The following is a 23,409-nucleotide window of genomic DNA, read 5'->3' on the forward strand; positions in this document are numbered from 1 at the left end:
TGCATCACCCACAAAAAAACCCGCAGCGACGGCGGGTTTTTTCTTCAAGCAAACAGCTAACCCTTAGATAGGGCGGCTGCCGTACTTGTTGTCAGGCTTCTTGGGCGGGTCTGCCACCACGTTGGCCTCAACTTCCTGCACCTTGCCACCTTTGGACAAAAACTCTTCCATGGCGCGGGCCAGAGCATCACGCTCCTTGTTTTTGGCTTCTACGCTCGGCAGGTCATCGACTGACACTGCAGCCTTGGATTTGCCTTTGGCCGCAGGGACCGGAGCATCATCGCCACCGTCGTCATCTGCAACGTCCTCGGCTGCCGTTTCCAGGCCATCCTCGGTTTCGTCGTCTTCACCTACTTCGAGGTCATCATTTTCCAGATCGTCGTCGCTCATGTTCTACCCCATGACATACGTAAAGCAGATTAGTTATAGACCAGCTGTGGCAACTGTCGACCGCCGCTGGTGAAAAAGTAGCCTTGGGCAAACCGCGGCTTGCACCTCTTCAGCGTTGTAACGTGAAGAGGGCTTGACGAATACCGACATCATTACGGCGTCCGTCTGAATAAACACCTTGCCAGGCGCCCAGTGCCAGATGCTCCGGCAGCACGGCTCACGGGCCTTGAAAGCGTCGGGAGATCATCCTCGCTTTCGTCGTACTCGAGCATTGTTTTCTGCCCTCGGCGCGCATTCTAGCGTGCTGAAGAAAAAAGCAAAGCGGCTAATAGTCGAGTTGCGTCGCAAGTATTCTTCACTACAACAAGCGTAGAACTTGGCGACCCCCGTAACGTGTAGGGCAAATCATTTCATTACCGAGAATATCGCCTTATTACGGGCAAAAAAAAACCCGGCATGCCGGGTTTTTTTAGAGGCCAAATTACAGGTTGTAGCCCCGCTCGTTGTGCTGAGCCAGGTCGAGGCCCACAGCCTCTTCCTCTTCAGCCACTCGCAGGCCCATCACTGCATCCAGTACCTTGAGGATGATGAAGGTCACGATTGCGGTGTAGATCACAGTGAAGGCGACGCCTTTGAACTGGATCCAGACCTGGGCCGAGATGTCGGTCACTGCACCGAAACCGCCCAGTGCAGGGGCTGCAAATACACCGGTGAGGATCGCGCCGACGATGCCGCCGATGCCGTGTACGCCGAATGCATCCAGGGAGTCGTCGTAGCCCAGTTTGCGTTTGAGGCTGGTGGCGCAGAAGAAGCAGATCACGCCAGCCGACAGACCGATTACGATCGAGCCCATTGGGCCAACGGTGCCTGCTGCCGGAGTGATAGCAACCAGACCGGCGACCACGCCCGAGGCGATGCCCAGTGCGCTTGGTTTGCCGTGGGTGACCCACTCGGCAAACATCCAGCCCAATGCGGCGGCGGCAGTTGCGATCTGAGTGACCAGCATCGCCATACCGGCAGTGCCGTTGGCGGCAGCTGCGGAGCCTGCGTTAAAGCCGAACCAGCCGATCCACAGCATGGCGGCACCGATCAGGGTGTAACCCAGGTTGTGCGGAGCCATTGGGGTGGTCGGGTAGCCTTTACGCTTGCCGAGCACGATGCACGCCACCAGGCCAGCGATACCGGCGTTGATGTGCACCACGGTGCCGCCAGCGAAGTCCAGTACGCCCCAATCACCGAGCAGCGAGCCCGGGCCGCCCCAGACCATGTGCGCAATCGGTGCATAGACCAGGGTGAACCACACGCCCATGAAAACCAGCATGGCCGAGAACTTCATGCGTTCAGCGAACGCACCTACGATCAAGGCCGGCGTGATGATGGCGAAGGTCATCTGGAACGTGACAAACACGGCCTCAGGGAACAGCGCTGCCGGGCCGGTAATGCTGGCGGGTGTGATACCTGCCAGGAACGCTTTGCCCAAGCCGCCGATGAACGAATTGTAGTTAACGACGCCGGCTTCCATCCCCGCGGTGTCGAACGTGATGCTGTAGCCATAAATGACCCACAGAATGCTGATCAGACCGGTGATGGCGAAGCACTGCATCATTACAGAAAGAATGTTTTTGGAGCGCACCATGCCGCCGTAGAACAGCGCCAGGCCGGGAATGGTCATAAACAGCACCAAAGCGGTTGCAGTCAGCATCCAGGCGGTGTCGCCGGAGTTGAGGACTGGAGCAGCCACTTCGTCTGCCGCCATGGCCAGGCCAGGCATTACAACAGACAGCAGGGCTCCGAGCCCTGCGAATTTACGCAGAGTCATAGTGTTTTCTCCTGGGGCGTTGGGGTTTGGCGGCTTAGATTGCGTCGGTATCGGTTTCGCCGGTACGGATGCGAATAGCCTGTTCCAGATTGACCACGAAAATCTTGCCGTCACCAATCTTGCCGGTGTTGGCAGCCTTGGTTATCGCCTCGATAACCCGATCAAGATCCTTGTCGTCAATGGCGACATCAATCTTCACCTTTGGCAGGAAATCGACCACGTATTCCGCGCCGCGATACAGCTCGGTGTGACCCTTCTGCCGGCCGAAGCCTTTGACCTCAGTAACGGTAATGCCTTGTACGCCGATCTCAGACAGCGACTCGCGCACGTCATCCAACTTGAACGGCTTGATAATGGCGGTGACTAGCTTCATGAAACTTCTCCCGAATTGGTGGACTTGCCCCAGGAAAACAAACCCGGCTCAAGTCTAAGCGCAGTGTCTGGCTTTGTAACGCATCGTCAGCCTTCTTCAGGCTGTACAACGTGTGTAAGTCGCTGGTGACGAAAACACTCCTTGAACCACCTGCCGCACTGCCTTCGTCACAGCTACTGCATCAGTGCATGAGTCATGTATGTCTAAGCAGAAACCTTGCCATGTCTGGAAAAATCATTAATTACAGCGATTTAGCGGAAGTTGATGGCTTTTGGCCTGATTCGGCGGGTTGTTTGTGCTCGAAGATGGTGCGTAGGCTGTAGGGGCAATGCGCGAAAAATGTGCAGAAAGCCGTCGGCATTGAGCCCCGACACCCCGTGATACACTCGCTGCCATCAGTTTTAAGGACCTTATCCATGCTCGCGCCCAAAGATCTTCTCGATGCCCTCGGTGGCCACGCTTCACGTTTGTTCAGTGGCGAAACCGCGCTGCGGCGCAACGAAATCGAAAGCCAGTTCAAAGCTTTGCTGCAAAGTGGTTTCAGCAAACTGGATCTGGTGAGCCGCGAAGAGTTCGATAGCCAGATGGTGGTACTGGCCCGTACCCGTGCTCGTCTTGAAAGCCTTGAAGCCAAAGTGGCCGAGCTGGAAGCCAAGCTGCTGCCGCCGACCGAATAACGCTCGAAGGCGGTGCACTTCATATGAACAAGGATGTTTTTGTATGTTGGTCATGAACCCGTTAGTGCCCGAGATGATCGTCTCGGATATTGCCCGCAGCCTGCATTTTTACTGTGGGGTGCTCGGTTTCAAAGTCGAGTACCAACGGCCCGAGGATCATTTTGCGTTCCTGTCGTTCCATGGCAGCCAGCTGATGCTGGAGCAGGATGACCTTGAAGAGTCGTCCTGGCGTGTCGGCCCGCTGGAGCCGCCATTCGGTCGAGGCATGAACCTTTCGATCAAGTGCCCGGACGCCCAGAGCCTGATCGCCCGTCTTGAGGTCGCTGGCCACAGCCTGCGCAAACCCCTCGAAGAGCGCTGGTATCGCAGCAACGATGTGTTGTTTGGCGAGCGCAACTTTTTGGTGCTCGATCCTGACGGCTATTTGCTGCGCTTGGCTGAGGACCTGGGGACCAAAGCGCTGGGAGAGTGAGTGTCAGGCGCAGTTGTGAATGGGTTCAACCTGCTCGCGAATCGTTGCGCCACGCTCGATTTCTGCTTTGCGCAGGTCGTAAGTGGTTTGCAGGTTCAGCCAGAATTCAGGCGTCGTCGCCAGGCAGATCGTACGCAGTGTTCCCATGCCCATTCACATCCGGTATCCATTCCAATCCTGCCCCTGGTTTCTGATTCGCGCAGGATGGGTTTTTTGCGAACTCAAGGAATGAGCCATGGCTCTGGCTATCGTTTACAGCCGCGCCCAGGTGGGTGTGGAGGCGCCTGTCGTTACGGTCGAGGCGCATCTGGCCAATGGTTTACCGGCGTTGACGCTGGTCGGCTTGCCCGAAACGGCGGTCAAGGAAAGTAAAGAGCGGGTACGCAGTGCGATTCTCAATTGCGCACTGGATTTTCCCGCTCGGCGTATCACTCTCAATCTGGCGCCCGCCGACCTGCCCAAGGACGGCGGACGCTTTGATGTGGCAATTGCCTTGGGTATTTTGGCAGCCAGCGGGCAAATACCGGTGGCCGCTCTGGAACAGGTCGAGTGTCTGGGCGAGCTGGCGTTGTCCGGGGCAATCCGGTCAGTTCAGGGCGTGTTACCTGCCGCGTTGGCGGCACGTGCGGCAGGCCGTACCCTGGTAGTGCCGCTGGCCAATGCCGAAGAGGCATGCCTGGCTGCCGGGTTGACGGTGATCGCAGTCGAACACTTGTTGCAGGTAGTGGCGCATTTCGCTGGTCGCGCGGTGATTGAGCCTTATACCGCCAGCGGTTTGCTGCACCTGAGCAAACCCTATCCTGATCTGAGCGATGTACAGGGGCAGCTTTCAGCCAAGCGGGCATTATTGATCGCGGCTGCAGGCAGCCATAATTTACTGTTTACCGGTCCGCCCGGCACTGGCAAAACCCTGTTGGCCAGCCGTCTGCCCGGCTTGTTGCCGCCACTCACCGAGCAAGAGGCGCTGGAAGTCGCGGCCATTGCGTCGGTGGCCAGCCATATGCCTTTGAGCTGCTGGCCGCAGCGTCCGTTTCGTCAGCCGCACCATTCGGCCTCCGGCCCGGCTCTGGTGGGCGGCGGTTCAAAACCACAGCCGGGGGAGATTACGCTGGCGCATCACGGGGTGTTGTTTCTGGATGAACTCCCCGAGTTCGATCGTAAGGTACTGGAAGTCTTGAGGGAGCCTATGGAGTCCGGCTTTATCGTAATTGCCAGGGCCCGGGATCGAATGCGTTTTCCGGCGCGCTTCCAGCTGGTTGCGGCGATGAACCCCTGCCCCTGTGGCTATCTTGGGGAGCCCACGGGCCGCTGTCGTTGTACCCCGGAACAGATCCAGCGTTATCGCAACAAGCTCTCGGGGCCGTTGCTCGACCGCATCGATTTGCACCTGACCGTGGCCCGTGAAACCACATCGCTCAACCCGTCGCTTGCCTCGGGCGAGACCACAGCCAAGGCTGCGGTGTTAGTGGCAGCAGCGCGTGAGCGTCAGTTGCAGCGTCAGGGCTGTGCCAATGCCTTTCTCGATCTGCCGGGTGTGCGCAGCCAGTGCACGTTGAGTGATGTGGATAACGCCTGGCTGGAGAAGGCCTGCGAGCGAATGACCCTGTCACTGCGCGCCGCACATCGGTTGTTGAAAGTGGCGCGGACATTGGCTGATCTTGAGCAAACGCCAAACATAGAACGCAAGCATCTTGCGGAGGCCTTGCAGTATCGGCCTGTCAGCGGGTGATCAAGCCGGTTTACTTCAACCGTTGCACGGCAGGCAGTTCCATCGCCGCGACTTCGTGTTGCAAAAAGTCGCTAAGACGCCGCAAACGCTCGCCACCGGGGCGGGTCTTGGGCCAGACCAGGTAGTAATTCTCGCCGCTGGCCACGGCGGCCGCAAACGGCAGGCTCAGGCGGCCTTGGGCGACGTCCTCGGCAACCATCAGCAAGTCGCCCATGGAAATGCCGTAACCCCGGGCGGCGGCGATCATGCCCAGCTCCAGGGTATCGAACACTTGCCCACCCTTGAGTGATACTTGCCCGCTAAGCCCCATGCAGTCGAGCCAGCGCCGCCAGTCACGGCGGTCGGGCGTGGGGTGCAACAGTTCTGTGGCGGCCAGTCGTTTGGCGTCCCAGGGTTTGTCACCTTGCACAGTGGGCGCGCCGACCGGGATCAGCATCTCCGGGAACAGCAGCGTGGCCTCCCAGTCAGGTGGAAAGTGACCGTTGCTCAACAGCACGGCGCAGTCGAACGGTTCCTGATTGAAATCCACATTATCGATATCCATCCAGGCGCTGGTCAGTTGCACCTCGTTGCCCGCCTGCAGGTGACGGAAGCGACTCAAACGGGCCAGTAACCAGCGCATGGTCAGGGTCGAGGGGGCCTTCATGCGCAAGGTGTCATCTTCGGCGCGCAAAGTGGTACAGGCGCGCTCCAGGGCGGCAAAACCTTCGCGAACACCCGGTAGCAAAAGGCGAGCGGCTTCGGTGAGCTGCAGGCTGCGGCCACTGCGTTTAAACAACCGGCAGGCGAAATGCGCCTCCAGGGTTTTGATATGGCGGCTCACGGCGCTCTGGGTGATCGACAGCTCTTCTCCTGCCCGGGTAAACGAGCTGTGGCGAGCTGCCGCTTCAAAGGCACGCAAGGCATAAAGTGGAGGAAGGCTACGAGACATTGCGAATGTTCCTATGGCGCAACAGAAGGAGGCGCAAGTTATTAATCTTGGTATGAGTTTTAATCATGCCAGTGATCGTTTTTATCCCTTTGCTTAAAACACTCTACCCACCGAGAATCAAGCCTTTCAACGAACCTATAGAAATCGAACAGATGATCAAACAGCATCCTGCACGTATCGAACTCTGGGCCATTATGCGGCTGGCAGGGCCGCTGATCGCCTCGCAGTTGGCTCACATGCTGATGGTGCTCACCGATACGCTGATGATGGCGCGCTTGAGCCCAGAGGCTCTGGCTGGCGGGAGTCTGGGTGCGGCGAGCTATTCGTTCGTATCGATTTTCTGCATCGGCGTGATTGCTGCCGTGGGTACGCTGGTGTCGATTCGTCAGGGCGCGGGCGATATTGAAGGCGCGACCCGGTTGACGCAGGCCGGGTTGTGGCTGGCCTGGGCCCTGGCCTTGGGTGGCGCAGTGATGCTGTGGAATATCAAACCGCTGCTCTTGTTGTTTGGCCAGACGCCCAGCAACGTCGAAGCCGCGGGCCAGTTCCTGCTGCTGTTGCCGTTCGCCCTGCCCGGCTATATGACCTTTATGGCGTTGCGTGGTTTTACCAGTGCGATGGGCCGGGCGACCCCCGTGATGGTGATCAGCCTGATTGGCACGGTGGCCAACTTCTTGCTCAATTACGCACTGATTACCGGCATGTTCGGCCTGCCAAAACTGGGGTTGATGGGGATCGGTCTGGTCACGGCGATTGTGGCGACCTGCATGGCGCTGGGTTTGGCCTGGCATATCCATCGGCATCCGGCCTACGACGCATATCCAATCAGTAAAGGTCTGTCGCGGATTAATCTGACTTATCTACGCGAGCTGTGGCGCCTCGGCCTGCCGATTGGTGGTACATACGCAGTGGAGGTCGGGCTGTTTGCCTTTGCTGCGTTGTGCATGGGCACCATGGGCAGTACGCAACTGGCGGCGCACCAAATCGCGCTGCAAATCGTATCAGTGGCGTTTATGGTGCCTGCGGGCATGTCGTACGCGATCACCATGCGCATTGGCCAGCATTATGGCGGCGGTGATTTGCAGCGGGCACGACTGGCGGGCCGGGTCGGGATCGGCTGCGGCGCGGTGATCATGCTGGGTTTTTCTGTGGTGTTCTGGTTCTTGCCGAGCCAACTGATCGGCCTGTTCCTGGATTACAACGATCCGGCGTTCCGTCCGGTGTTCGAGTTGGCAGTTAGCCTGTTGGCCGTGGCGGCCTGGTTTGAGCTGTTTGATGGTGCGCAGACCATTGCCATGGGCGCCATTCGTGGACTCAAGGACGCCAAGACGACCTTTTTGGTGGGGTTGTTTTGCTACTGGGTGATTGGTGCACCGATGGCCTGGATGCTGGCGTTTACCTTCGGCTGGGGCCCGACCGGTGTGTGGTGGGGGTTGGCGCTGGGCCTGGCCTGTGCGTCGGTGAGCCTCACGCTGGCATTCGAGTGGAAGATGCGGCGCATGCTCAAGCAGGAGCGCAAGGCACAGAAAGTCGCGGGCTTGAGCGCGGTGTAGTGTGTAGGGCGTAGCAGCTCCGAAGGAACGAGGCTGCGTTCGGCGGCGTAGCCGTCGCAAAATCAGACACTGCGGTGTGTCAGTTAAATCCAGCTCTCAGGATTTACGGCGACTGCGTCGGGGTGCTGCATCACGCCGAACGCAGCCTCGTTCCTTCAGCTGCTACAGGTCTCTGCCTACAAATTTAGAGTGAAACTGGCACCTGCTGCTGAGCCCCAAGCGTCAAAAACGCTACCAGATCTGTCAGCGGCAGCGGTTTGCTGATGAAGTAGCCCTGGACCTGATCGCAGCCAAAATCCCTTAAAAGAGCCAATTGTTCAGGGGTTTCGACACCTTCGGCGACCACTTCCAGTTTGAGGTTGTGGGCCAGGTTGATCATTGCGTGCACTAATTTTCGGTTCTCTTCGCGGTCTTCCATGCCGCCAACGAAGCTTTTGTCGATCTTGAGCAACGCAATCGGCAGGCTGTTGAGGTGCACAAACGATGAGAACCCCGTACCGAAATCATCCAGCGAAAAGCGCACGCCGAGTCGGCCCAGGGCATCCATCGTCTGCTTGACCAGGTCACTGCGCCGCATCACGGCTGTTTCGGTCAGTTCAAATTCCAGCCATTGTGCTTCAACCCCGCGCTCGATGATCAGACGGCTAAGCGTCGAGAGCAGTTGGCTGTCCTGAAACTGGCGGAACGACAGGTTAACCGCCATATGCAACGGCTCCAGCCCTTGTTCGCGCAGTGCCTGCATATCACGCAGGGCCCGGGAAATGACCCAGTAGCCCAGCGGCACGATCAGCCCGCTCTGCTCGGCCAGAGGTACGAACTCGCTGGGCGCGAGCAAGCCGCGCTCGCTGTGACGCCAGCGCACCAGCGCTTCCAGCCCGACAATCTGGCCGGTGCCCAGATCCAGGCGCGGCTGGTAATGCAGTTCCAGCTCGTCACGGCGCAGGGCTCGGCGCAGCTCGCTTTCAAGGTCGGCCAGGCTGCGGGCATTACGGTTGATGCGTTCATTGAACACATGAAAAGTGCAGCCTTGGGTGCTTTTGGCTTGCTGCATGGCGATGTGTGCGTGCCACATCAATGGATCTGCCCCGGCATTGGCGCGGGCATGGGCGATGCCCAGGCTGCAGCCGATCAGCAGGCTTTCGCCGTCAATCCAGTAAGGCTCGGCCATTACCTCGGTGATGCGTTCGGCCATCCATTCGGCCCGCTCGGGGGCACGATGGGTGTTGATCAACAGGGCGAACTCATCGCTTCCCAGCCGCGCCAGTTGGTCGCCGGCTTCGAGCTGGCTCTTGAGCCGTGCTACCACTTGCAGGATCAGCCGGTCGCCAGCCTGATGCCCCAGCGCATCGTTGGCGTGACGAAAGTTGTCCAGGTCCAGATGGCCCAGGGCAATGCCGCGCCCGTCACTTTCGGCCAATCGCACGGCCAGCAGGGTTTGAAAACCCTGGCGGTTGGCGATACCGGTCAAAGGATCTTCTTCGGCCAGGCGCTGCAACGTGTGCTCCAGCAGGCCACGTTCGCGCACATGACGCAGGCAGCGGCGCAGAACATCAGGTGTCAGGCTGGTGCTTACAAGCCAGTCACTGACAGCCTGGGGCATCGTCGCAGGCTCGGCATCAAGCAGCAAAATCGTGGACAAGCTGCAGCGACCCGCTGAAGGCTGCAAGGCCGGGGTGGTCAGGAGTAGCGCATTGCGATCATTCTCGAACAGATGGCTGACAGACTCCCAGTTCGGCGCGCAAATCATGATGGCTGCGCTGCCCATAGGTGCCAGGCACTCGCGCAACAATGCTGCCCAAGATGGTTCTTCGGCCAGTAGCAGAAAACGCAAGGGTTCGACAGGCGTAAACAAGCTTGCTCCCTAGACTCTGCAAAAAATCGGGCGATGGAATTATGACGTGTCAGTAACCAATGGTAATGGCATTGGTTATCAAATACGTGCTGCGGTATTTATGGTAATAGCCGAACGCTAGCCGTTAATACTCTTTGCATCCTGCGCGAAAGTAACAAAAGCGGCAAATTTAGATGATGTGGCATGTCACACCGTCGCACAGAGGCAGCAATATCTGCTCAGCCTGTTAAAATGCCCGCCCTTTTTACACACGACCCCTGATCTCGTTATGTCCCGACTCAATCCCCGGCAGCAAGAAGCCGTGAGCTACGTCGGCGGCCCTCTATTGGTGCTCGCCGGCGCAGGTTCCGGCAAAACCAGCGTGATTACCCGCAAAATCGCGCACCTGATCCAGAACTGTGGCATCCGTGCCCAGTACATCGTCGCCATGACCTTCACCAACAAAGCCGCCCGCGAGATGAAAGAGCGTGTCGGCACCCTGCTCAAGAAGGGTGAAGGCCGAGGCTTGACGGTGTGCACGTTCCACAATCTGGGGCTGAACATCATCCGCAAGGAGCATGCGCGGCTGGGCTACAAGCCGGGGTTTTCGATCTTTGACGAGGCAGACGTCAAAGCGCTGATGACCGACATCATGCAAAAGGAATACTCGGGCGACGACGGGGTCGACGAGATAAAGAACATGATCGGCTCGTGGAAAAACGACCTGATCCTGCCCCCCCAGGCGCTGGAAAACGCGCGCAGCCCTAAAGAACAGACGGCGGCCATTGTCTACACCGCCTATCAGCGCACGCTCAAGGCCTACAACGCAGTGGACTTTGACGACCTGATCCTGCTGCCGGTGAAGTTGTTCGAAGAGCACGCCGACATTCTTGAAAAATGGCAGAACAAGGTTCGCTATTTGCTGGTGGATGAATACCAGGACACCAACGCCAGCCAGTATTTGCTGGTGAAGTACCTGATCGGCAAGCGTAACCAGTTCACCGTGGTGGGCGACGACGACCAATCGATCTATGCCTGGCGTGGCGCGCGCCCGGAAAACCTGATGCTGCTCAAGGACGATTACCCGTCCTTGAAAGTGGTGATGCTGGAGCAGAACTATCGCTCCACCAGCCGTATTCTGCGCTGCGCCAACGTACTGATCTCCAACAATCCCCACGAGTTCGAAAAGCAACTGTGGAGCGAGATGGGCCACGGCGATGAAGTCCGGGTGATTCGCTGTCGCAACGAAGACGCCGAAGCCGAACGCGTTGCCGTCGAAATTCTCACCCTGCACCTGCGTACTGACCGGCCGTACAGCGACTTTGCGATTTTGTATCGCGGTAACTATCAGGCCAAGCTGATTGAGTTGAAGCTGCAACACCATCAGATTCCGTATCGTTTGTCGGGCGGCAATAGCTTCTTTGGACGTCAGGAAGTGAAAGACCTGATGGCTTACTTCCGCCTGATCGTGAACCCGGATGACGACAACGCTTTCTTGCGGGTGATCAACGTCCCGCGTCGTGAGATCGGGTCGACCACGCTGGAAAAGCTCGGTAACTACGCGACTGAACGCAAAATCTCGATGTATGCCGCCACCGACGAAATCGGTCTGGGTGAGCATCTGGACGCCCGTTTCACCGACCGTCTGGCGCGTTTCAAGCGTTTTATGGACCGTGTGCGTCAACAATGCTCGGGTGAAGACCCGATTTCTGCGCTGCGCAGCATGATCATGGACATCGACTACGAGAACTGGCTGCGCACCAACAGCTCCAGCGAAAAGGCGGCGGACTATCGCATGTCCAACGTCTGGTTCTTGGTCGAGGCGTTGAAAAACACCCTCGAGAAAGACGAAGACGGTGGCATGACCATTGAGGAAGCCATCGGCAAGCTGGTACTGCGCGACATGCTTGAGCGCCAGCAGGAAGAGGAAGATGGTGCCGAAGGCGTGCAGATGATGACGTTGCACGCCTCAAAGGGGCTGGAATTTCCTTACGTGTTCATCATGGGCATGGAAGAGGAAATCCTCCCGCACCGCTCCAGCATTGAAGCGGACACCATTGAAGAAGAGCGGCGTCTGGCCTACGTGGGTATTACCCGTGCCCGTGAGACGCTGGCATTTACCTTTGCCGCCAAGCGCAAGCAGTACGGCGAGATCATCGATTGTGCGCCGAGTCGCTTCCTCGATGAGTTGCCGCCGGACGATCTGGCCTGGGAAGGCAACGACGATACCCCCACCGAAGTGAAGGCGGTTCGCGGAAATACGGCATTAGCCGATATACGCGCGATGCTAAAACGCTAGAATTGACTATTTTTTACTCTACCTTCAGCGCATAAGCGCTATTTGAGGACGTTACGTTGGAAGCACTGCACAAGAAAATTCGCGAAGAAGGCATCGTGCTTTCCGATCAGGTTTTGAAGGTCGACGCCTTTTTGAACCATCAGATCGACCCTCAGCTGATGAAAGAAATCGGCGACGAGTTCGCGCGTTTGTTCAAGGATTCGGGCATCACCAAGATCGTCACCATCGAAGCGTCGGGCATTGCTCCTGCCGTGATGACTGGCTTGAACTTGGGTGTACCTGTGATTTTCGCGCGCAAGCACCAGTCTCTGACTTTGACTGAAAACCTGCTGTCGGCCACCGTGTACTCGTTCACCAAGCAGACCGAAAGCACCGTTGCCATTTCCCCGCGTCACCTGCAAAGCAGTGACCGCGTACTGGTGATCGACGACTTCCTGGCCAACGGCAAAGCGTCGCAGGCACTGATTTCGATCATCAAGCAGGCTGGCGCTACCGTGGCAGGCCTGGGTATCGTGATCGAGAAGTCGTTCCAGGGCGGCCGTGCCGAGCTGGACGCACAGGGTTATCGCGTTGAATCATTGGCCCGAGTGCAATCCCTGGCTGGCGGTAAAGTGACCTTTATCGAGTAAACCTGCCGACGGCTGATGCACACCTGTAGCAGCTGCCGCAGGAACGAGGCTGCGTTCGACGACGCAGTCGTCGTAAAACCGGGTACCACGGTGTATCAGGTAAATCCGGGGTTCAGGATTTACGATTGCTTCGCAACCGAACGCAGCCTCGTTCCTACGGCAGCTGCTACAAAACCTTGGTTGCTTGCAGCCCTGCCAGCAGCAAGCGCTGATACAGCTCTTCGCGCAGTCCGTCTGGCTGGGCCAGTTGCATGCGCGCCAAGTGCTCGGGGAATGCCTGCGGCGAGGGTGCGTCCAGTGTGGCTTTGCCCAGCTGGTAGATTTGCGTGAGCTTGAATTTGCTCTTGAGCCAATTCAGCGCTCGCAGCAGGTCTTGCTCCTGCGCGCTGAAATCGCTGCCCAGCGGGTATTCCGGGAACAAGTGCGAGTGCCGTGCGGCTATTCCCTGCAAGCGTTCCGGGCTGTTATCGGCAAAACGTGGATCAAGGCAAAAGTCCTTGGGCAGTTTGCCGATTTGTTGCGCCTGCGCGATCAGTTCGGTCTGGAAGCGCGAGTCGGTGATATTGAGCAGCGCTTCGATGACCTTTCGATCGGTTTTACCGCGCAAGTCGGCGATGCCGTATTCGGTGACCACAATATCGCGCAGATGCCGCGGGATGGTGCAGTGACCGTATTCCCAGACAATGTTGGAACTCACATCACCGCCCGATTCACGCCAGCTGCGCAGGATGATCACCGAGCGAGCGTCATGCAGTGCGTGGGCCTGGGCGACAAAATTGTATTGCCCGCCGACTCCGCTGAGCACCCGGCCGTCTTCCAGTTGGTCGGCCACCGCAGCGCCGAGCAAGGTGGCGGTGAAGGCGCTGTTCACAAAGCGGGCATCGCGTCGCTGCAGGCGTTTCAAGTCTTCCTGGCCATACAACTCGTTGATGTAGCTGATGGCGGTCATGTTGAATTCGCAGCGTTTGCTGTGGGGCAGTTCCCGTAGCCGCTGGTAAAAGTCGCGGGGGCCGAGGATAAAGCCGCCGTGGATGCTCACCCCGTCGCTTTGCAGGTTTTCGTCGAGGGTCCCTGCATTGGCCTGGGTTTGCCGTTCCACATCAGGGTAGACCTTGCGCCGTACAATCCCCGCATCGGCCAGTACCATCAGCCCGTGGACAAACATTTCGCTGCAACCATACAAGCCGCGGACGAACGGTTCGACGCCGCCCTGCTGTTCAATCAGGGTGCGCCAGGGCGTGATATCGATCTCGTCGAGCAGGCTGCGATAGCCTTCATTATCGTCCTGACGTGCGAGCAAAGCGTCGCTCAGGGCGTCGCCCATCGAGCCAATGCCAATTTGTAAGGTGCCGCCGTCGCGTATCAGGGTGCTGGCGTGCAAGCCGATAAAGTGGTCTTGCAGGGTAACCGGCATATTGGGGGTAGAAAACAGCGTTGTGCGCTCATCTTCGTCGATCAGGAGGTCAAAGTCCTCCACGCCAAGCTCCGAATCACCCGGCATATAGGGCAAGTCACTGTGCACATGACCCACTATCAAGATGGTCTCGCCAGCGTCTCGGCGCTTGGCAATCATGGGCAATAAGTCGAGGGTAATGTCCGGATTGCAGCTCAGGCTCAGGCGTCCTGGCTCTTGTGGATGACGGGCAATGATCTGCGCCACCAGGTTCAGGCCGCAGGCATTGATATCGCGGGCTGCGTGGCTGTAATTGCTGCTGACGTAATCCTGCTGGGCCGCAGGGCTGTTGAGCAGGCTGCCCGGCTGCATAAAGAACTGCTCGACGTGGATGTTTTCGGGCATGCGGTTGTGATGCAGATCGGCGAGGTAATCCAGCTCGATGTAATCGCCAAAAACCTGTTCGATAAAAGGCTCAAGAAACAACCGCTGCAAACCATCTCCGAGCGGCGGGCGGCCGAGGCTCAGGGCGGTGTAGATCGTCAGCTGGCGCTCGGGCAGTTGCCTGATGCGCTGATACAACGCGTTGACGAACCGGTTGGCCTTGCCCAGACCTAACGGCAGGCCAAGGTGAATATGCATCGGTAGACGCGCCAGCACATCATCGACTGCACGCTCGATCGAACAGGACTGCACCATCTGACCCTCCAAAACCATCCGTGTATAGAGATGTGACAGAGAGTGGCCGGTCTTGGTTGCAAAGAGCAAGGGCGCGCAACGGGTCTGTTCAAATCGCAGGCACAAAAAAGCCGCCCATCAGCGGCTTTTTCAGAGAGGATAGGCTTATTTCAAACCGGACATCTTCTCGATTGCACCTTTGAGCTCGTCATCGGTACAGGTCATGCACGTGCCTTTTGGCGGCATGGCGTTGATACCGGTGATGGCCTTGGCCAGGATGCCATCAAGGCCGCCCTGGTGATCGGCGCGCTCTTTCCAGGCTGCGGTGTCACCGATTTTCGGTGCGCCTAACAGACCGGTGCCGTGGCATGCGTTGCAGTGCTTGGCAATGATGTCGTCCGGTGTCATGCCACCGCCGCCGCCCACAGAGGCTGCTACGTCCATCCCTTTGCATTCCTGGCCTTGAACACAGACTTTGCCGACTGGCTCAAGACGTTTAGCGATGTCATCGTTCGTTGCTGCCTGAGCGTTGACAGCCCATAGGGCCAATACTGCTGCTGGTACGGCCAGCATTTTCATAATTAGGTTCACGCGTTCACCCTCAATGGTGGCTATTCACGCCCACAACCACGGTTTCGCGGGCGGCGAAAGTATAACGGTTAGCCCGCCTCTCTGAAACAACCCTAAAGACAAAGGGGGAATAGAGCCGGCGAAATGCATCAATGGGTGCCTCTGCAAACAAGCAGGGCGCCTCTGTTCTTAGAAGTTCGCCGGGGTGGCTGCGCTGATTAGTCGCGCCGCAACGTCGAACGGATTACGGAAACGGTGTGGCTTTGAGCTTTCGAAATAATAGCTGTCGCCTGCTTCGAGCACGAAGGTCTCAAGGCCTACGGTTAACTCTAGGCGACCTTCTACTAAAATCCCGGTTTCTTCACCTTCATGGGTCAACATTTCGTCCCCGGTATCGGCACCCGGTGGGTAAATCTCGTTGAGAAATGCAATGGCCCGGCTCGGATGTGCCTTGCCGACCAGTTTCATGGTCACGGCGCCATCGGAAATGTCGATCAGCTCATTGGCTTTGTAGACAATTTGAGTCGGGTTTTCTTGAAGGATTTCTTCGGAAAAAAATTCGACCATGGAGATGGGAATGCCACTCAGCACTTTTCTCAGGGAGCTTATTGAAGGGCTCACGCTGTTCTTTTCGATCATCGAAATGGTGCTGTTGGTGACGCCCGCACGCTTGGCGAGTTCACGTTGTGACAGGCCTTTCAGTTTGCGGATGGATTGCAGTCGTTCACCGACGTCCAATGCGGGAGCCTCCTAGGGGTCAGATTCAGGTCGAGAAGCCGCCATCATGGCGATAGCGTTCAGTATTTACAACACTTCGACTTCAAACCTGCGTGCCCGGTTGGCCCCGCACTTTGGATACAACCGATCAGCTCCCGGAATAGAGGCGTGGCGCTCGTTTCAGGTTGCAGAAAATCTGGTAAGGAATGGTGTCAGCCTTGGCCGCCACTTCACTGGCGAGGATGTTTTTGCCCCACAACTCCACCGTCGAGCCCAGGCCTGCTTGTGGCACCTCGGTGAGGTCGATGCACAGCATGTCCATCGAGACCCGACCCAGCAATTGGCTGCGTACACCGGCCACCAGGACGGGAGTGCCGGTCGGGGCCTGGCGCGGGTAGCCGTCGGCGTACCCCATGGCCACCACGCCAATACGCATGGGTTTCGGGGTGATGAATTTTGCGCCATAGCCCACTGGCTCGCCGGCAGGCAATTCACGCACGCAGATTACTTTTGACTCCAGGGTCATCACCGGCTGCAGGCGTGATGCAGTGGCCTGGGGCTCTTCAAATGGCGAGGCGCCGTACAGCATCAGGCCCGGTCGTACCCAGTCACTTGGCACGCGTGGCCAGCCGAGCACAGCCGGCGAGTTGCGCAAGCTGATTTCAGCCGTCAAGTCGGCGCGGGCTCCCAGGAACACAGCGACTTGCTCTACGCTGCGGGTGCAATCCAGCTCATCGGCGCGGGCAAAGTGGCTCATCAGCACGATTTTGGCCACGTTGGCGCAGGCTTGCAGGCGCTGGTAAGCGACTTTGTAGTCGCCCGGGTGCAGGCCGACGCGGTGCATGCCGCTGTCCAGTTTTAGCCATACCTGGATCGGCCTGGCGAGCTTGGCCTGCTCGATTGCGTCGAGTTGCCACAGCGAATGCACCACACACCAGAAGTCGTGTTCGACGATCAGCGGCAGTTCATCGGCTTCAAAAAAACCTTCGAGCAGCAGGATGGGCGCGCGAATACCTCCAGCGCGCAGCTCCAGTGCTTCTTCAATACAGGCGACGGCAAAACCATCGGCGTCAGCCTCAAGAGCCTGGGCACAGCGCACGGCTCCGTGGCCGTAGGCATCGGCCTTGATCACAGCGAGGGCTTTGGCCCCCGTGACTTCACGGGCCAGTTGGTAGTTGTGACGCAGGGCTTGGAGGTCGATCAGGGCACGGGCTGGGCGCATGGCGGCGGGCTTCTAACGGCAATTGAATAAAAAAACGGTGCAAACCCGCAGCGTAAACTGCGTGCTGCACCGCAAGAGGGACTGTTATGTGATCAAAAAGCCTACGCCAGTGCAGCCACGACAGACAGTTCGACCAGAATTTCAGGTTCGCACAGCTTGGCCTCAACGGTAGCGCGGGCCGGTGCGACGCCTTTAGGCAGCCACTGATCCCATACGCTGTTCATGCCAGCAAAGTCGGCATCGATGTCTTTGAGGTAGATGGTGACCGACAGGATGCGGCTTTTGTCGGTGCCCGCCAGGTCCAGCAAGTGCTCGATGTTGGCCAGTGTTTCGCGGGTTTGTTGCTCTACCCCGGCGTTCATGTCGTCACCGACTTGCCCGGACAGGTAAACAGTACCGTTATGGGCAACGATCTGGCTCATGCGTTCATTGGTGAGCTGGCGCTGGATTGCCATGTTTTGCATTCTCCTGGTGGTTGCCGTAGCGGGAAATATCAAGGCCTTCGGCGCTGATTTGTGGGGTCTTTTTGGCCATCACATCCGCCAGGAAACGACCGGAACCGCAGGCCATGGTCCAACCGAGCGTGCCATGACCGGTGTTCAGGAACAGGTTTTTGAATGGGGTCGCGCCCACAATCGGCGTGCCGTCCGGTGTGGTCGGGCGCAGGCCGGTCCAGAAACTGGCCTGGCTCAGATCACCGCCCTGAGGATAAAGGTCGTTGACGATCATCTCCAGGGTTTCGCGTCGACGCGGGTTCAGCGACAGGTCAAAACCGGCGATTTCAGCCATGCCACCAACGCGGATGCGGTTATCGAAACGGGTGATCGCAACCTTGTAGGTCTCGTCGAGAATAGTCGAAGTCGGGGCCATGTCCGAATTGGTAATCGGGATGGTCAACGAGTAGCCTTTGAGCGGATAAACCGGAGCCTTGATGCCCAGCGGCTTGAGCAACTGCGGCGAGTAGCTGCCCAGTGCCAGTACATAGCGATCGGCAGTTTCGAGCTTGCCGTCGATCATCACGCCATTAATACGGTCGCCTGCGTAGTCCAGACGCTGGATATCCTGGCCGAAGCGGAACTCCACACCCAGGTTCTTGGCCATTTCGGCCAAGCGAGTGGTAAACATCTGACAGTCGCCAGTTTGATCATTTGGCAGGCGCAGGGCCCCGGCCAAAATGTCGGTAACATTGGCCAGTGCTGGTTCGACGCGGGCAATGCCAGCGCGGTCGAGTAGTTCGTAAGGCACGCCGGACTCTTTGAGTACGGCGATGTCTTTGGCAGCACCATCCAGTTGTGCTTGGGTACGGAACAGTTGAGTAGTACCCAGGTTGCGGGCCTCGTAGGCGATGCCGGTTTCGGCGCGCAATTCGTCGAGGCAGTCACGGCTGTACTCGGACAGACGAACCATGCGCTCCTTGTTCACGGCATAGCGGCTGGCGGTGCAGTTGCGCAGCATCTGCGCCATCCACAGGTATTGGTCAATACTGGTGGTAGCCTTGATTGCCAGAGGGGCATGGCGCTCCAGCAACCATTTGATTGCCTTGAGCGGCACACCCGGCGCGGCCCACGGCGAAGCGTAGCCTGGGGACACCTGGCCGGCGTTGGCAAAACTGGTTTCCATTGCAACGGCTGGCTGACGGTCTACGACGACCACATCGAAACCGGCTCGGGCCAGATAATAGGCGCTGGCAGTACCAATAACGCCGCCACCCAATACCATAACTCGCATATTTATATCCCTCATCGCGGCCAGCCGCAGACGTTTATTGTTCAAAGCGAAGATGAGCGCAGTATATGAATCATTGAGTAGTGGAATTCACTGTATAAGCAGCTATATTTGGCGACAATTCTCGGCCAAAACGCTTTTCACGGAGGAGAATCTCCTATGCGTACAAATCATCAAACAAAGCGTGAGTTGGACAAGATTGATCGCAATATTTTGCGCATCCTCCAGGTCGATGGCCGCATCTCGTTTACCGAGCTGGGAGAGAAGGTCGGGCTGTCGACTACGCCCTGCACCGAGCGGGTGCGCAGGCTGGAGCGCGAAGGAATCATCATGGGCTACAACGCCCGGCTCAACCCGCAGCATTTGCAGGGCAGCCTGCTGGTATTTGTTGAAATCAGTCTGGACTACAAGTCGGGCGACACCTTCGATGAGTTCCGACGTGCGGTGTTGAAGTTGCCCCACGTGCTGGAGTGCCATTTGGTGTCGGGAGACTTTGACTATCTGGTGAAAGCACGGATCAGCGAGATGGCTTCATACCGCAAGCTGCTGGGTGACATCCTGCTCAAACTGCCCCATGTACGTGAGTCCAAGAGCTATATCGTGATGGAAGAAGTGAAAGAGAGCTTGAATTTGCCGATTGCGGATTAACTCAACCCCACAGTCAAACCAGCACCTGGCGTGTACTGGCGATGTATTCATGCACCAGTTTCTCGGCGCTGGGGTGAATCATCTCCACCGGGCGGCGGCCATTGGGGCATGGCAGGGTCGGCGTAGTGCCGAACAGACGACAGATTAACGGACGTTCTTCATACACCGTGCAGCCATTGGGCCCCAGATGCACACAGTTCAGCTCGTCCATCGCGGCTTCCTGCTCGGCGGCAGTCTTGCGTGGCAGCCGGGCCATTTCTTCGGATGAGGTGGTCACAGGCCCGCAGCAGTCATGGCAACCCGGCACGCATTCAAACGAGGGGATTTGTTGCCGCAGAAAGCGGATCTTGTGACTGTTGCAGCTCATCCAGGATTTACCGATTTTCAAAAGGCCATAGAGTTTGCCCTAAAACCCCTACTCTAGACAGCGCCGCCCGGCTGTTCTTGCCCCGCGGGAATGGCCCGGCTTATGCTCCGTCAAATTTTCCACACATCAATAATCAGGATTACCCCCATGAGCGCCCCGGTTCAGCGCAGCCAGCACACCGCCTCTTATTACGCCGCCAGCAGCTTGCCGCAGCCCGATCATCCGGTGCTGCAAGGCGAGTTGGTGGCTGACGTGTGCGTGGTGGGCGGTGGCTTCTCCGGGTTGAACACGGCGCTGGAGTTGGCCGAACGCGGCATGAGTGTGGTCTTGCTCGAGGCTCACAAGATTGGCTGGGGTGCCAGTGGGCGCAATGGCGGCCAGTTGATACGCGGAGTCGGTCATGGCCTTGAGCAATTTGAAGGGGTTATCGGCAAGGACGGCGTGCGGCAAATGAAACTGATGGGGCTGGAGGCGGTGGAAATCGTTCGCCAGCGCGTGGAGCGTTTCAATATCGCCTGTGATCTGACATGGGGCTATTGCGACCTGGCCAACAAACCCCGCGACCTTGAAGGTTTTGCCGAGGAGGCCCAGGAGCTGCGCAATCTGGGCTACCGCCACGAAACCCGCCTGCTGCAAGCCAATGAGGTGCACAGCGTGGTGGGCTCGGATCGCTATGTTGGCGGCTTCATCGATATGGGGTCGGGGCATTTGCACCCGCTAAACCTTGCGTTGGGCGAAGCGGCGGCGGCTGCGCAACTGGGTGTAAAGCTGTATGAACACTCTGCCGTGACCCGTATCGATTACGGCCCCGAAGTGCGGGTACACACGGCGCAGGGCTCGGTGCGAGCCAAAAGTTTGGTGTTGGGTTGTAACGCTTATCTGAAGGATCTCAATCCGCAACTAAGTGGAAAAGTGCTGCCTGCAGGCAGTTACATCATCGCCACCGAGCCGTTGAGCGAAGCCGAGGCTCACGCTTTGCTGCCGCAAAACATGGCGGTGTGCGATCAGCGCGTGGCGTTGGATTACTACAGGTTGTCGGCGGACCGTCGCTTGTTGTTTGGTGGGGCCTGTCATTATTCGGGGCGTGACCCGCAGGACATTGCAGCGTACATGCGTCCAAAAATGCTTGAAGTGTTCCCGCACCTGAAAGACGTAAAAATCGACTATCAGTGGGGCGGCATGATTGGCATCGGTGCCAACCGCTTGCCGCAGATCGGTCGTCTGCCAGACCAGCCCAATGTGTATTACGCGCAGGCGTACTCAGGGCACGGGGTTAACGCGACGCACCTGGCGGGCAAGTTGCTGGCCGAGGCCATCAGTGGTCAGCACAGTGACGGTTTTGACCTGTTCGCCAAAGTCCCGCACATCACCTTCCCCGGCGGCAAATACCTGCGTTCACCGTTGCTGGCACTGGGGATGCTGTGGCATCGGTTGAAAGAGCTGGGTTGACAGTCAGAAGCAAAACTCCATGTTGCGCTGCAAGTCATTGCGTAGCAGCTGCCGAAGGAACGAGGCTGCGTCCGGCAGCTGCTACGGTTCCACCTCAGCATTCACGGCCGCCAAAACGGTTTGCAGCCTTCACGTTGGGCCATTTCGGGGCTCAGGCCTACGTCACGCAGTTGTTGCTCGTCCAGGGTGAGGAGGACGCGGCGGCTGCGTGCGCGGTGCCAGAACAGGCCCCAGCGTCCAAGCCCGGGCGGGGTGCTTGTGACTTGACGAGCTTCATGCTCGGCCACTAATTGTTGGCTGTGCAGCGTCAGACGGACATCGCTCAAACCATTCATCAGACAGCTCCTTTTGACTCGATTGCTATGAGTCAGCATGATGGCCTTGCGCTCAAAACCATGACAGATTCAACAAAGTTGTTTTACGTGCATACAGATACGGCGTTTTAAACGCTGAATCCTTGGTTTTTCCTCAATCTGTACTGGTTTACTCTGCGGGAGCCCTGCCATGACCCTTTACGTCAATCTTGCCGAGCTGCTCGGTACGCGCATCGAGCAGGGCTTTTATCGCCCTGGCGACCGCTTGCCTTCGGTGCGGGCGCTGAGCGCCGAGCATGGCGTGAGCCTGAGCACGGTGCAGCAGGCGTATCGGTTGCTGGAGGACAACGGGCTGGCTTCGCCGCGCCCGAAGTCCGGGTACTTTGTGCCGATAGAGCGTGAGTTGCCTGCCCTGCCTGGCATGGGTAAACCGGCTCAGCGCCCGGTGGAAATCTCGCAATGGGAGCAGGTGCTGGAACTGGTGCGCTCGGTGCCGCAAAAGGACGTGATCCAGTTGGGACGCGGCATGCCCGATGTCACCACGCCAACCATCAAGCCGCTATTGCGCAGCTTGGCGCAGATTAGCCGGCGTCTGGATTTGCCTGGTCTGTATTACGACAACGTCTACGGGGTGCTGGGCCTGCGCGAGCAGTTGGCGCGTCTGTTGCTCGACTCTGGCTGCCAACTGGGTGCTGAAGATCTGGTCATTACTACCGGCTGCCATGAAGCACTGTCGTGCAGTATTCGCGCGGTGTGTGAGCCGGGTGACATTGTGGCGGTCGACTCGCCGAGCTTTCATGGTGCTATGCAAACCCTCAAGGGGCTGGGCATGAAGGCGCTGGAGATTCCCACCGATCCGCTGACAGGCATTAGCCTCGAAGCGTTGGAACTGGCACTGGAGCAGTGGCCGATCAAGGCGATCCAGATCACGCCCAGCTGCAACAATCCGCTGGGCTACATCATGCCCGAGGCCCGCAAACGGGCATTGGTGACCCTGGCCCAGCGTTTTGATGTGGCGATTATCGAAGACGATGTGTATGGCGAATTGGCCTACACCTACCCTCGCCCACGTACGATCAAATCTTTCGACGATGATGGCCGGGTCCTGCTGTGCAGTTCATTTTCCAAAACCTTGGCCCCTGGTTTACGCGTCGGTTGGGTTGCACCGGGGCGATATCTGGAGCGGGTGCTGCACATGAAATACATCAGCACCGGTTCTACGGCGCCACAGCCGCAGCTGGCGATTGCCGACTTTTTGAAAAACGGTCATTTCGAGCCGCATCTGCGCAAAATGCGTAGCCAATATCAGCGCAATCGTGACCTGATGCTGGGCTGGATCAGTCGTTACTTTCCACCCGGAACCCGCGCCAGTCGGCCCCAGGGCAGCTTTATGCTGTGGCTTGAGCTACCGGATGGGTTTGATAGCCTACGCCTCAATCGAGTGTTGCTGGAGCAGGGGGTACAGATTGCGGTGGGCAGTATTTTTTCGGCATCGGGCAAGTACCGCAACTGCTTGCGCATGAACTACGCTGCAAAGCCAACGCCACAGCTCGAAGACGCGGTGCGCAAGGTCGGGATGGCGGCCAGCAAACTGTTGGCAGAAACCGTTTAATTACCTTTGTG

General features: G+C 58.1%; 22 protein-coding genes and 1 pseudogene. 9 read left to right on the forward strand and 14 right to left on the reverse strand.

All coding sequences use genetic code 11. The annotated features are described in order from the left end of the window. Positions 1–63 precede the first annotated feature (63 nt). The 3 genes from sutA to glnK form a co-directional block, all read right to left on the reverse strand. On the reverse strand, positions 64–390 hold the full coding sequence (gene sutA / locus V6L79_RS03695; protein WP_261740431.1) for a transcriptional regulator SutA: 327 nt from the start codon (positions 388–390) through the stop codon (positions 64–66). Positions 391–871: 481 nt separating this feature from the next. Next, complete coding sequence (locus V6L79_RS03700) at positions 872–2,209, reverse strand: ammonium transporter (protein WP_261740432.1); 1,338 nt, start codon at positions 2,207–2,209, stop codon at positions 872–874. Positions 2,210–2,243: 34 nt separating this feature from the next. Then, positions 2,244–2,582 carry a P-II family nitrogen regulator gene (gene glnK, locus V6L79_RS03705; protein ID WP_002555808.1) on the reverse strand — a complete coding sequence of 113 codons (339 nt, stop codon included), beginning with the start codon at positions 2,580–2,582 and terminating at the stop codon, positions 2,244–2,246. 416 nt (positions 2,583–2,998) lie between these two features. Between glnK and V6L79_RS03710 the strand changes: the two genes are divergently transcribed. Together V6L79_RS03710 and V6L79_RS03715 are read left to right on the forward strand one after the other, a co-directional pair. Beyond that, positions 2,999–3,259 (forward strand): accessory factor UbiK family protein, encoded by a 261-nt coding sequence (locus tag V6L79_RS03710; RefSeq protein WP_338579834.1) that lies wholly within the window; start codon positions 2,999–3,001, stop codon positions 3,257–3,259. 43 nt (positions 3,260–3,302) lie between these two features. Next, complete coding sequence (locus V6L79_RS03715) at positions 3,303–3,731, forward strand: VOC family protein (protein WP_261740434.1); 429 nt, start codon at positions 3,303–3,305, stop codon at positions 3,729–3,731. Positions 3,732–3,734: 3 nt separating this feature from the next. Here the strand turns inward: V6L79_RS03715 and V6L79_RS03720 are convergent. Beyond that, positions 3,735–3,860 (reverse strand): annotated as a pseudogene (locus tag V6L79_RS03720) (addiction module antidote protein, HigA family); the annotation flags it as partial. A gap of 106 nt (positions 3,861–3,966) precedes the next feature. On the opposite strand from V6L79_RS03720, the gene V6L79_RS03725 reads away from it, so the two are divergent. Then, entirely contained in the window at positions 3,967–5,460 is a 1,494-nt protein-coding gene (locus V6L79_RS03725) for a YifB family Mg chelatase-like AAA ATPase (RefSeq protein WP_338579835.1), read from the forward strand. A gap of 10 nt (positions 5,461–5,470) precedes the next feature. Here the strand turns inward: V6L79_RS03725 and V6L79_RS03730 are convergent, their stop codons facing one another. Continuing rightward, positions 5,471–6,391: a LysR substrate-binding domain-containing protein gene (locus tag V6L79_RS03730; protein WP_338579836.1), complete on the reverse strand. Its 921-nt coding sequence runs from the start codon at positions 6,389–6,391 to the stop codon at positions 5,471–5,473. A 152-nt stretch (positions 6,392–6,543) separates the two neighbouring features. On the opposite strand from V6L79_RS03730, the gene V6L79_RS03735 reads away from it, so the two are divergent. Then, entirely contained in the window at positions 6,544–7,944 is a 1,401-nt protein-coding gene (locus V6L79_RS03735) for a NorM family multidrug efflux MATE transporter (protein WP_261742527.1), read from the forward strand. A gap of 184 nt (positions 7,945–8,128) precedes the next feature. Here V6L79_RS03735 and V6L79_RS03740 read toward each other — a convergent pair whose 3' ends face one another. Further along, entirely contained in the window at positions 8,129–9,691 is a 1,563-nt protein-coding gene (locus tag V6L79_RS03740; RefSeq protein WP_405046640.1) for a putative bifunctional diguanylate cyclase/phosphodiesterase, read from the reverse strand. A 373-nt stretch (positions 9,692–10,064) separates the two neighbouring features. Here V6L79_RS03740 and rep point away from each other — a divergent pair, with 373 nt between their 5' ends. After that, positions 10,065–12,074: a DNA helicase Rep gene (gene rep, locus V6L79_RS03745; RefSeq protein WP_261740438.1), complete on the forward strand. Its 2,010-nt coding sequence runs from the start codon at positions 10,065–10,067 to the stop codon at positions 12,072–12,074. A gap of 56 nt (positions 12,075–12,130) precedes the next feature. Next, a complete protein-coding gene (locus V6L79_RS03750; protein WP_133075045.1) occupies positions 12,131–12,703 on the forward strand; it encodes a xanthine phosphoribosyltransferase in 573 nt (190 codons plus the stop codon). A gap of 166 nt (positions 12,704–12,869) precedes the next feature. Here the strand turns inward: V6L79_RS03750 and V6L79_RS03755 are convergent, their stop codons facing one another. From V6L79_RS03755 to dadA, 6 genes are all read right to left on the reverse strand, one after another. Then, positions 12,870–14,795: an acetyl-CoA hydrolase/transferase C-terminal domain-containing protein gene (locus tag V6L79_RS03755; protein ID WP_338579837.1), complete on the reverse strand. Its 1,926-nt coding sequence runs from the start codon at positions 14,793–14,795 to the stop codon at positions 12,870–12,872. A 144-nt stretch (positions 14,796–14,939) separates the two neighbouring features. Next, positions 14,940–15,353 (reverse strand): cytochrome c5 family protein, encoded by a 414-nt coding sequence (locus V6L79_RS03760; RefSeq protein ID WP_261742528.1) that lies wholly within the window; start codon positions 15,351–15,353, stop codon positions 14,940–14,942. 180 nt (positions 15,354–15,533) lie between these two features. Continuing rightward, positions 15,534–16,082: a cupin domain-containing protein gene (locus V6L79_RS03765; protein ID WP_261740440.1), complete on the reverse strand. Its 549-nt coding sequence runs from the start codon at positions 16,080–16,082 to the stop codon at positions 15,534–15,536. Between the two features lie 127 nt (positions 16,083–16,209). Further along, positions 16,210–17,283, reverse strand: coding sequence for an alanine racemase (gene alr, locus V6L79_RS03770; RefSeq protein WP_338579838.1), 1,074 nt, complete (start codon positions 17,281–17,283; stop codon positions 16,210–16,212). Between the two features lie 101 nt (positions 17,284–17,384). Further along, positions 17,385–17,738: a RidA family protein gene (locus V6L79_RS03775; protein WP_261740442.1), complete on the reverse strand. Its 354-nt coding sequence runs from the start codon at positions 17,736–17,738 to the stop codon at positions 17,385–17,387. Further along, entirely contained in the window at positions 17,710–19,011 is a 1,302-nt protein-coding gene (gene dadA / locus V6L79_RS03780; protein ID WP_321835267.1) for a D-amino acid dehydrogenase, read from the reverse strand. Before dadA ends, V6L79_RS03775 begins: the two co-directional genes overlap by 29 nt. A gap of 156 nt (positions 19,012–19,167) precedes the next feature. Here dadA and V6L79_RS03785 point away from each other — a divergent pair, with 156 nt between their 5' ends. Further along, positions 19,168–19,656, forward strand: coding sequence for an Lrp/AsnC ligand binding domain-containing protein (locus V6L79_RS03785; RefSeq protein ID WP_016782681.1), 489 nt, complete (start codon positions 19,168–19,170; stop codon positions 19,654–19,656). Between the two features lie 13 nt (positions 19,657–19,669). On the opposite strand, the gene V6L79_RS03790 is transcribed toward V6L79_RS03785, so the two are convergent. Then, positions 19,670–20,023 carry a YkgJ family cysteine cluster protein gene (locus tag V6L79_RS03790; RefSeq protein ID WP_003437837.1) on the reverse strand — a complete coding sequence of 118 codons (354 nt, stop codon included), beginning with the start codon at positions 20,021–20,023 and terminating at the stop codon, positions 19,670–19,672. A gap of 147 nt (positions 20,024–20,170) precedes the next feature. Between V6L79_RS03790 and V6L79_RS03795 the strand changes: the two genes are divergently transcribed. After that, complete coding sequence (locus V6L79_RS03795) at positions 20,171–21,472, forward strand: FAD-binding oxidoreductase (RefSeq protein ID WP_261740445.1); 1,302 nt, start codon at positions 20,171–20,173, stop codon at positions 21,470–21,472. 101 nt (positions 21,473–21,573) lie between these two features. On the opposite strand, the gene V6L79_RS03800 is transcribed toward V6L79_RS03795, so the two are convergent. Next, positions 21,574–21,807, reverse strand: a complete 234-nt coding sequence (locus tag V6L79_RS03800; protein ID WP_321835270.1) for a DUF1127 domain-containing protein — start codon at positions 21,805–21,807, stop codon at positions 21,574–21,576. A 169-nt stretch (positions 21,808–21,976) separates the two neighbouring features. On the opposite strand from V6L79_RS03800, the gene V6L79_RS03805 reads away from it, so the two are divergent. Next, on the forward strand, positions 21,977–23,398 hold the full coding sequence (locus tag V6L79_RS03805) for a PLP-dependent aminotransferase family protein (protein WP_261740447.1): 1,422 nt from the start codon (positions 21,977–21,979) through the stop codon (positions 23,396–23,398). Positions 23,399–23,409: the final 11 nt, after the last annotated feature.

Source organism: Pseudomonas sp. ML2-2023-6, from assembly GCF_037055265.1.
GTDB classification, from domain to species: domain Bacteria; phylum Pseudomonadota; class Gammaproteobacteria; order Pseudomonadales; family Pseudomonadaceae; genus Aquipseudomonas; species Aquipseudomonas kulmbachensis.

Bases quoted from the DNA above. Each gene is read 5' to 3' on its own strand.
- sutA (WP_261740431.1), bottom strand. From the start codon at position 390: ATGAGCGACGACGATCTGGAAAATGATGACCTCGAAGTAGGTGAAGAC.
- V6L79_RS03700 (WP_261740432.1), bottom strand. From the start codon at position 2,209: ATGACTCTGCGTAAATTCGCAGGGCTCGGAGCCCTGCTGTCTGTTGTA.
- glnK (WP_002555808.1), bottom strand. From the start codon at position 2,582: ATGAAGCTAGTCACCGCCATTATCAAGCCGTTCAAGTTGGATGACGTG.
- V6L79_RS03710 (WP_338579834.1), top strand. From the start codon at position 2,999: ATGCTCGCGCCCAAAGATCTTCTCGATGCCCTCGGTGGCCACGCTTCA.
- V6L79_RS03715 (WP_261740434.1), top strand. From the start codon at position 3,303: ATGTTGGTCATGAACCCGTTAGTGCCCGAGATGATCGTCTCGGATATT.
- V6L79_RS03725 (WP_338579835.1), top strand. From the start codon at position 3,967: ATGGCTCTGGCTATCGTTTACAGCCGCGCCCAGGTGGGTGTGGAGGCG.
- V6L79_RS03730 (WP_338579836.1), bottom strand. From the start codon at position 6,391: ATGTCTCGTAGCCTTCCTCCACTTTATGCCTTGCGTGCCTTTGAAGCG.
- V6L79_RS03735 (WP_261742527.1), top strand. From the start codon at position 6,544: ATGATCAAACAGCATCCTGCACGTATCGAACTCTGGGCCATTATGCGG.
- V6L79_RS03740 (WP_405046640.1), bottom strand. From the start codon at position 9,691: ATGATTTGCGCGCCGAACTGGGAGTCTGTCAGCCATCTGTTCGAGAAT.
- rep (WP_261740438.1), top strand. From the start codon at position 10,065: ATGTCCCGACTCAATCCCCGGCAGCAAGAAGCCGTGAGCTACGTCGGC.
- V6L79_RS03755 (WP_338579837.1), bottom strand. From the start codon at position 14,795: ATGGTGCAGTCCTGTTCGATCGAGCGTGCAGTCGATGATGTGCTGGCG.
- V6L79_RS03760 (WP_261742528.1), bottom strand. From the start codon at position 15,353: ATGAAAATGCTGGCCGTACCAGCAGCAGTATTGGCCCTATGGGCTGTC.
- alr (WP_338579838.1), bottom strand. From the start codon at position 17,283: ATGCGCCCAGCCCGTGCCCTGATCGACCTCCAAGCCCTGCGTCACAAC.
- V6L79_RS03775 (WP_261740442.1), bottom strand. From the start codon at position 17,738: ATGGCAATCCAGCGCCAGCTCACCAATGAACGCATGAGCCAGATCGTT.
- dadA (WP_321835267.1), bottom strand. From the start codon at position 19,011: ATGCGAGTTATGGTATTGGGTGGCGGCGTTATTGGTACTGCCAGCGCC.
- V6L79_RS03785 (WP_016782681.1), top strand. From the start codon at position 19,168: ATGCGTACAAATCATCAAACAAAGCGTGAGTTGGACAAGATTGATCGC.
- V6L79_RS03790 (WP_003437837.1), bottom strand. From the start codon at position 20,023: ATGAGCTGCAACAGTCACAAGATCCGCTTTCTGCGGCAACAAATCCCC.
- V6L79_RS03795 (WP_261740445.1), top strand. From the start codon at position 20,171: ATGAGCGCCCCGGTTCAGCGCAGCCAGCACACCGCCTCTTATTACGCC.
- V6L79_RS03800 (WP_321835270.1), bottom strand. From the start codon at position 21,807: ATGAATGGTTTGAGCGATGTCCGTCTGACGCTGCACAGCCAACAATTA.
- V6L79_RS03805 (WP_261740447.1), top strand. From the start codon at position 21,977: ATGACCCTTTACGTCAATCTTGCCGAGCTGCTCGGTACGCGCATCGAG.